Source organism: Pseudomonas sp. SDO5522_S412 (assembly GCF_054071215.1).
On the sequence record NZ_JBSVWQ010000259.1, the window covers coordinates 1 to 7,536 of the forward strand.

Sequence of the window (7,536 nt, forward strand, 5' to 3'; positions counted from 1 at the left end):
AATGCATCCGTTGACTGATACACCGCTTTCGCGAGCAAGCCCGCTCCCACACTTGATCTGCCACGTCTCCAACGCCCCCCCGGTTTACTTGCCCTGCACCGCAGGTAGAATGGCGCCTTTCCTGTCACCCCGAGCGGACCCCATGGCGTTGCCGACCTTACGGATAATCGGTTTCATTATCGGCATCTTCCTGATCACCCTGGCGATCGCCATGGTCATCCCCATGGCGACCCTGGTGTTTTTTGAACGCACCAGCGACCTGCCGTCGTTCCTCTGGGCCAGCCTGATTACCTTTATCGCAGGCCTGGCGCTGGTCATCCCCGGCCGCCCGGAACACGTGCACCTGCGCCCGCGGGACATGTACCTGCTGACCGTCTCCAGCTGGCTGGTGGTGTGCATCTTCGCCGCACTGCCGTTCCTGTTGACCCAGCACATCAGCTACACCGACTCGTTCTTCGAAAGCATGTCCGGTATCACCGCCACCGGTTCCACGGTGCTCAGCGGCCTGGACACCATGTCCCCGGGCATCCTCATCTGGCGCTCGCTGCTGCACTGGCTCGGCGGTATCGGCTTTATCGGCATGGCGGTGGCGATCCTGCCGCTGCTGCGCATCGGTGGCATGCGCCTGTTCCAGACCGAATCCTCCGACCGCTCGGAAAAGGTCATGCCCCGCTCACACATGGTGGCGCGCCTGATCGTGGCGGCGTACGTGGGCATCACCATCCTCGGCAGCCTGGCGTTCTGGTGGGCCGGGATGGGGCTGTTCGATGCGATCAACCATGCGATGTCGGCGATTTCTACCGGCGGGTTTTCCACTTCCGACGAATCCCTGGCCCACTGGAAACAGCCGGCGGTGCACTGGGTGGCCGTGGTGGTGATGATCATGGGCAGCCTGCCGTTCACCCTGTATGTGGCCACGATGCGTGGCAACCGCCGGGCGCTGATCAAGGATCAGCAGGTGCAAGGCTTGCTCGGGTTGCTGGTGGTGACCTGGCTGGTGCTCGGCACCTGGTATTGGTGGACCACCGACCTGCCTTGGCTGGACGCGCTGCGCCACGTGGCGGTGAACGTCACCTCTGTGGTGACCACCACCGGTTTCGCACTCGGGGACTACAGCATCTGGGGCAATTTCTCGCTGATGCTGTTCTTCTATCTGGGCTTTGTGGGCGGTTGCTCCGGCTCCACGGCTGGCGGGATCAAGATCTTCCGTTTCCAGGTCGCCTACATCCTGCTCAAGGCCAACTTGAACCAGTTGATTCACCCGCGAGCGGTGATCAAGCAGAAGTACAACGGCCATCGCCTCGATGAAGAAATCGTGCGGTCGATCCTGACCTTCTCGTTTTTCTTCGCCATCACCATCTGCGCCATCGCCCTGGCCCTGTCGTTGCTGGGCCTGGACTGGATGACCGCGCTGACCGGCGCCGCCAGCACCGTGTCCGGTGTAGGCCCGGGCCTGGGGGAAACCATCGGCCCGGCCGGTAACTTCTCCACCCTGCCGGACGCGGCCAAGTGGATCCTGTCATTCGGCATGCTGCTGGGCCGGCTGGAGATCATTACGGTGTTTGTGCTGTGCATTCCGGCGTTTTGGCGTCACTGACAGGCAGCTCATGCAACCGCGCCCGGTACTCGCCGGGCGTGGCATCGAACCAGCGGCGAAACGCACGGAAGAAGTTGCTTGGGTCGGCAAACCCCAACAGGTAGGCAATTTCCAGCAGGGTCATGCTCGGCTGCGCCAGGTATTGCTCGGCCAGTTCGCGGCGGGTGTCGTCGAGCAAGGTCTGGAAACTCGTGCCCTCCTCCTGCAAGCGGCGCTGCAAGGTGCGCTGGGACAGGTGCAACGTCTGCGCAACCACTTCACGCTTGGGCTCGCCCTGGGGCAGTAACCGGCATAGCACCTGCCGCGCCTTGTGGGTCACCCGGCTCTCGGAAAACCGCGCCAGGTACTCCCCGGCAAAACGATCGTGCAACAACGCCATCGCCTCGTTCGCCGTGGGCAACGGCGCCTCCATATCGGCCCGTTCGAAGATCAGCGCGTCATAGGGCGCGTTGAACACCAGCGGTGCATGGAAGGCTTGTTTGTAGGGCGCCAGGTCCGCTGGCTGATCGCCCTGCACCAGCACCTTGCGCGGTTGCAACGTGCGCCCGGTCAGCCAGCCGCATAACGCCAGGGCACTGGCCAGGGACGCTTCGGCACTTTGCCGGGTAGGCGGCAGGTGGTCGCCGTGCACCGTCAGAATCAGCGCATAACCTTCGGGCAACAGGCGGAAACTCAGGTCGGCACTTTCAGCAATGATTCGCTGGTAACGCACCAGCCGCATAAAACCTTCGGCCAGGGTATTGCTGGACATCAAGGCGTAGCCGGCCACATGAAACGACGCCGGGCGCACCACCTTGCCCATGTTCAAGCCAATCGCCGGGTTGCCCGACAGCTCGACCGCGCGCTGCCAGAGCCGGGTCATGGAGTCCTGGGGGAAGCGTGCATCCGGGTCATTCAGCGCGGCGTAATCCAGGCCAAGCTGCTTGAACAAGGCACGGCAATCCAGGCCGTCCATTTCCAGCGCCTTGACTATCCCCATCGCCCAGCTTGCAGAAGTCGTTCGTTCGCTCATGGCGTTTTCTTAACAAGGAAGGCTGAAACGACAGCCAGGAATCCGAAGGATACTAAAGTGGCATCTATTGTCACTGGCTGTTACCACTGATGACTCTAGACTCAAATAAGCTCCCCGCCGAACATCTGTCGGGCAGAACAATAACCAGAGGGCCGACCACTGTGGAAAATGCCAGGCAATTCAACAGCTTCGCCGATTTCTACCCGTATTACCTGAGTGAACACGGCAACAGTACGTGCCGTCGCCTGCACTTTATCGGCACCAGCCTCGTTATCTTCATACTCGCGTTGGCGATCGGCAAAGGTGCGTGGTGGCTGCTGCTGGCGCTGCCGGTGGCCGGCTACAGCTTTGCCTGGATCGGCCATTTCTTCTTTGAAAAGAATCGCCCGGCGACCTTCCAGCATCCGCTGTACAGCCTGTTGGGGGATTTCGTGATGTACCGCGACATGATTCTGGGCAAGGTGCCGTTCTAGCCCCACGCTTGAAGAACAATAAGAGAGGCTTTGATGAACCAGCAGGCCCGTTTCACCCATATGCAGGATGGTACCCAGGAAGACTGGGCGATCATCGCCAAGGATTTCAGTGCTTACGCCCGGCAATTGCCAAGCCGGATCCTGGCGCATCTACGGCTGCTGGAGGGCGACTTCGGCGGCTTCCCGGTGGACCGCCTGACCCACTCGCTGCAAACCGCCAGCCGCGCCTGGCACGATGGCCGGGATGAAGAGTACGTGGTGTGCGCCCTGCTCCACGACATCGGCGACACCCTCGGTTCCTACAACCACCCGGACATCGCCGCCGCGATCCTCAAGCCGTTCGTAAGCGCCGAGAATCTGTGGATGGTGGAGAAGCACGGGATCTTCCAGGGCTACTACTTCTTCCACCACCTGGGGATGGACCGCCACCTGCGCGAGCAATTTGGCGACCACCCGCAGTACCGGCAAACCATCGAGTTCTGCGCGCAGTACGACGCGGCGGCGTTCGACCCGGCCTACGACACCCTGCCGCTGAGCTTCTTCGAGCCGATGCTGGCCCGGGTGTTTGCCCAGCCGAAGAACTCGCTCTACAAGGCGGCGATGGAACGCCAGGGTTAAACCGGCAGCAATGTGCCGCCGTGACCGGTTTGGGTGGCTGGCTCCGGATCTTTGACGATCTCCCGGGCCACCATCAGGATCACGATGGCCGCAATGATGTCGAAAATCGCCAGCACCACAAACAGCGGGCTGTAGCCGACCTTGGTCACCAGCACGCCGAACACCGCAGTAAACGCCGCAGCCCCGATAAACCCGCACATCTGCCCGCCACCGGTGGCGGTGGCCACGTCGTTTTTGCCGAATGAGTCCGAGGCGATGGAAAACAGCGCACCCGACAAGGTCTGGTGGGCGAAACCGCCGACACACAGCAGGGCAATCGCGGTGTAGGCACTGTCCACCAGGCCGATGCACGCCGGGCCGATCATGCACAGGCAACCGAACAGCATCACCAGCTTGCGCGAGGTGAACAGCGAGACCTTGAAGTAGCGGTGGAACAACGGGCTCAGGTAGCCACCCAGCACACAGCCAATGTCGGCGGCCAGGAACGGCAGCCAGGCGAACAGCGCCATTTCCTTGATGTTCATGTGCCGCTCGGTCATCAGGTACAACGGAATCCAGGCATTGAACGTCTGCCAGGCCGGCTCCGAGAGCATCCGCGCCGAGGCGATGGCGAAAAAGTTGCGGCTCTTGAGGATGCGCTTCCAGCTGGCTTTCTTCTGTACGCCTTCCTTGAGGTGGGTTTCCTGGCCGGCCTCGATGTACTCACGCTCGGCCTGGGCCAGCAGGCGCTGGTCACGCGGGTGCTTGTACAGCAGCAGCCACAGCCCGCTCCACACCAGGCCGATGCCGCCAACGATCAGGAATGCCAACTGCCAGCCGCTGTGCAAAATCGCCCAGACCACCAGTGGCGGCGCCAACAACGCACCAAACGACGAACCAAAGTTGAACCAGCCGATGGCGACGGAGCGCTCCTTGGCCGGGAACCACTCGGTAATCGCCTTGACGCCGCCGGGGAAGCCCGCCGACTCCGTCAGCCCCAGTGCGCCACGGGCCACTGCCAGGCTCTGCCAACCGGTGGCGAATGCCGCCAGGGCACAGACTACCGACCAGGAGATGGCGAAGATGGCAAAGCCCATCTTGGTACCGATCGCATCGATCACATAACCGGCGATCGGCTGCATCAAGGCGTAGCACACCTGCCAGGCAACAACGATGTGGGAATACTGCTCAGTGGAGATGCTCAGGTCGGTCATCAGCGTGGGGGCTGCGACTGAGAGCGTGTTGCGGGCCAGGTAGTTAATAATCAGGCCGACCGTCATCAGCCCGACCATCCACCAACGGATGCCTTTGATTTTCATCGCTTCACCTTAATTATTTTTAGATTTGAGGCGTACGTTCTGCGACCGAGCGCATCCGTATTACGGGCGCTATAAAACTGTAACGTCATATGTCGTCATACAACTGTTAGCGTTATATTCAGTCCGCAGTACGATGTCAATCCGTGAAGGGTGATGTTGTACGATGACAATCGACACCCCTGTGGCGCCACGTCACTTGCGCGGCGGGATGAAGACGCGTTCATTTTCTGAGATAAAATCTTTCTGTCATTTACAGTGCTGTATCCTGCACAGGCTTTTTGAACGCGCGGAATCACCTGCGATTGATAAAACAGATCTTGCGAGGAGCGACGACGATGCACGAAATCCCTAATCTCCCCTTCCCAAGCCTGCACGAAACTGAGCAGCCAACCCCGCAACAGGCCGGTGCCACCAAGCCCGAGCCCAAAGAGGCAAAACCGGTCGACCGCAAGAGCGAAGACTGAGAGCCGTACCCAGACCGTGTGGAAAGCGTGACATTGCGCGCTTTCCACACCGCCTGAACACCGTGAGCCCCGCCATGACCGACACCACCCCCGATACCGCCCTGCTCGACACTGCCTTGCACATGGTCGACGTATGGAACCGCCTCACCCCGGAAAAACAGGCCCTCCTGCTCAAGCGCTTCGGCACCCAGGAAAACGCCCTCGCCGCGTTGGTAACCACGCAACTGCTCAACCCCGCCGATCGCTAAAAGTTTGCTTTGCTGCCCCCGCACGCGCCCAGCATCGGTATCATAAGCAGCCTATCTTTTCCTGCTGCGACAGTGGACCTCTCCCCATGCCAGATACCCAGCGCCCCATGGCGGTCACGCTGCAAGTCGTTTCCATCGTTTTGTTCACCTTCATCGGCTACCTGAATATCGGCATTCCCCTGGCCGTGTTGCCTGGCTATGTGCACAGCGACCTGGGCTTTGGCGCCGTGATCGCGGGCCTTGTGATCAGCGTGCAATACCTGGCCACTCTGCTGAGCCGGCCCTACGCGGGACGCATCATCGATAACCGCGGCAGCAAGCGCGCCGTCATGTACGGCCTGGCCGGTTGCGGGTTGAGCGGCGTGTTCATGTTGCTCTCGGCGTGGCTGTCACACCTGCCGGCGCTGAGCCTCACCAGCCTGCTGATTGGCCGCCTGGTGCTGGGCAGCGCTGAAAGCCTGGTGGGCTCGGGTTCCATCGGCTGGGGCATTGGCCGGGTGGGTGCGGCGAATACCGCCAAGGTCATCTCCTGGAACGGCATCGCCAGCTACGGCGCCCTGGCCATCGGCGCACCGCTGGGGGTGTTGCTGGTCAGTCATTTCGGGCTGTGGAGCATGGGCGTCAGCATCATCCTGCTGGCGGTGCTGGGCCTGCTGCTGGCCTGGCCGAAAGTCGCCGCGCCGATCGTGGTGGGCGAGCGCCTGCCGTTCATGCATGTGCTGGGGCGCGTGTTGCCTCACGGCTGCGGGCTGGCGCTGGGCTCGATCGGGTTTGGCACCATCGCCACCTTCATCACCTTGTATTACGCGACCCAGCATTGGGATAACGCGGTGCTGTGCCTGAGCCTGTTCGGTGCCAGCTTTATCGGGGCGCGGTTGTTGTTCGGCAATTTGATCAACCGCATTGGCGGGTTTCGCGTAGCGATTGCCTGTTTGTCGGTGGAGACGCTGGGGCTGCTGCTGCTGTGGCTGGCGCCGGATCCTCATTTGGCGTTGGCGGGTGCGGCGTTGAGCGGGTTTGGCTTTTCCCTGGTGTTTCCGGCCTTGGGTGTGGAGGCGGTCAACCTGGTGCCCGCCTCGAGCCGGGGTGCGGCGGTGGGGGCGTATTCGCTGTTTATCGATTTGTCGTTGGGGATCACCGGGCCGTTGGCCGGGGCGATTGCGGCGGGGTTCGGGTTTGCCTCGATCTTCCTGTTTGCGGCGATCGCGGCGTTTGGCGGGTTGCTGTTGAGCCTGTATTTGTACCGGCAGGCGCCGAAGTATCGCGAAGAACGTCAGGCGAGTTAGAAGTCCACCTTGCCGCGGCCGGCCTTGATGCTGCCGCGTTTGGTCTTGGATTCGAGGCGGCGCTTCTTTGAGCCCAGGGTGGGTTTGGTGGGGCGGCGTTTCTTTTCGACCTTGGTGGCGCTGAGGATCAGTTCCACCAGGCGCTCGAGGGCGTCGGCGCGGTTTTGTTCCTGGGTTCGGTATTGCTGGGCCTTGAGGATCAGTACGCCTTCGCTGGTGATGCGGGTGTCGCGCAGGGCCAGCAGGCGTTCCTTGTAGAAGTCAGGCAGGGACGAGGCCGGGATGTCGAAACGCAGGTGCACGGCGCTGGAGACCTTGTTGACGTTTTGACCGCCAGCGCCCTGGGCGCGGATGGCTGTCAGCTCGATCTCGGCGTCGGGGAGGTGCACGTTGTTGGATATCACCAGCATTTTTTGATCGGGCCTTGGGGTGGAGGGGTAAGGATACGCCAATGTGTTGGGCTGCTGGGGGCTGGGGGCTGGGTACATATCCGTTATTTGGGTGATGGCTGATATTGGTTCCGCTCTTACAGCGGCTCAC

Annotated in this window: 9 protein-coding genes; 6 read left to right on the forward strand and 3 right to left on the reverse strand. The window is 61.6% G+C overall.

Features of this window, described 5'->3' with window-relative positions; all coding sequences use genetic code 11:
- The first annotated feature begins 142 nt into the window (after positions 1–142).
- Positions 143–1,597 carry a TrkH family potassium uptake protein gene (locus ACW9I6_RS28750; protein ID WP_003212988.1) on the forward strand — a complete coding sequence of 485 codons (1,455 nt, stop codon included), beginning with the start codon at positions 143–145 and terminating at the stop codon, positions 1,595–1,597.
- On the opposite strand, the gene ACW9I6_RS28755 is transcribed toward ACW9I6_RS28750, so the two are convergent.
- Positions 1,554–2,609, reverse strand: coding sequence for an AraC family transcriptional regulator (locus ACW9I6_RS28755; RefSeq protein WP_003212986.1), 1,056 nt, complete (start codon positions 2,607–2,609; stop codon positions 1,554–1,556). The genes ACW9I6_RS28750 and ACW9I6_RS28755 overlap by 44 nt on opposite strands.
- A gap of 161 nt (positions 2,610–2,770) precedes the next feature.
- Between ACW9I6_RS28755 and ACW9I6_RS28760 the strand changes: the two genes are divergently transcribed.
- Positions 2,771–3,082, forward strand: coding sequence for a DUF962 domain-containing protein (locus ACW9I6_RS28760; protein WP_003212984.1), 312 nt, complete (start codon positions 2,771–2,773; stop codon positions 3,080–3,082).
- Positions 3,083–3,115: 33 nt separating this feature from the next.
- Positions 3,116–3,700, forward strand: coding sequence for an HD domain-containing protein (locus ACW9I6_RS28765; protein ID WP_003212982.1), 585 nt, complete (start codon positions 3,116–3,118; stop codon positions 3,698–3,700).
- Here ACW9I6_RS28765 and ACW9I6_RS28770 read toward each other — a convergent pair.
- On the reverse strand, positions 3,697–4,971 hold the full coding sequence (locus ACW9I6_RS28770) for an MFS transporter (RefSeq protein ID WP_052024259.1): 1,275 nt from the start codon (positions 4,969–4,971) through the stop codon (positions 3,697–3,699). The two genes, ACW9I6_RS28765 and ACW9I6_RS28770, sit on opposite strands and share 4 nt — an antisense overlap.
- A 362-nt stretch (positions 4,972–5,333) precedes the next feature.
- On the opposite strand from ACW9I6_RS28770, the gene ACW9I6_RS28775 reads away from it, so the two are divergent.
- From ACW9I6_RS28775 to ACW9I6_RS28785, 3 genes are all read left to right on the forward strand, one after another.
- Positions 5,334–5,462 carry a hypothetical protein gene (locus ACW9I6_RS28775; RefSeq protein ID WP_003212978.1) on the forward strand — a complete coding sequence of 43 codons (129 nt, stop codon included), beginning with the start codon at positions 5,334–5,336 and terminating at the stop codon, positions 5,460–5,462.
- Positions 5,463–5,536: 74 nt separating this feature from the next.
- Positions 5,537–5,710 carry a hypothetical protein gene (locus ACW9I6_RS28780; RefSeq protein ID WP_008430977.1) on the forward strand — a complete coding sequence of 58 codons (174 nt, stop codon included), beginning with the start codon at positions 5,537–5,539 and terminating at the stop codon, positions 5,708–5,710.
- An 86-nt stretch (positions 5,711–5,796) separates the two neighbouring features.
- Positions 5,797–6,996 carry an MFS transporter gene (locus ACW9I6_RS28785; protein ID WP_003212974.1) on the forward strand — a complete coding sequence of 400 codons (1,200 nt, stop codon included), beginning with the start codon at positions 5,797–5,799 and terminating at the stop codon, positions 6,994–6,996.
- Here the strand turns inward: ACW9I6_RS28785 and arfB are convergent.
- Entirely contained in the window at positions 6,993–7,406 is a 414-nt protein-coding gene (gene arfB, locus ACW9I6_RS28790) for an alternative ribosome rescue aminoacyl-tRNA hydrolase ArfB (protein WP_003212972.1), read from the reverse strand. The two genes, ACW9I6_RS28785 and arfB, sit on opposite strands and share 4 nt — an antisense overlap.
- Positions 7,407–7,536 lie beyond the last annotated feature (130 nt).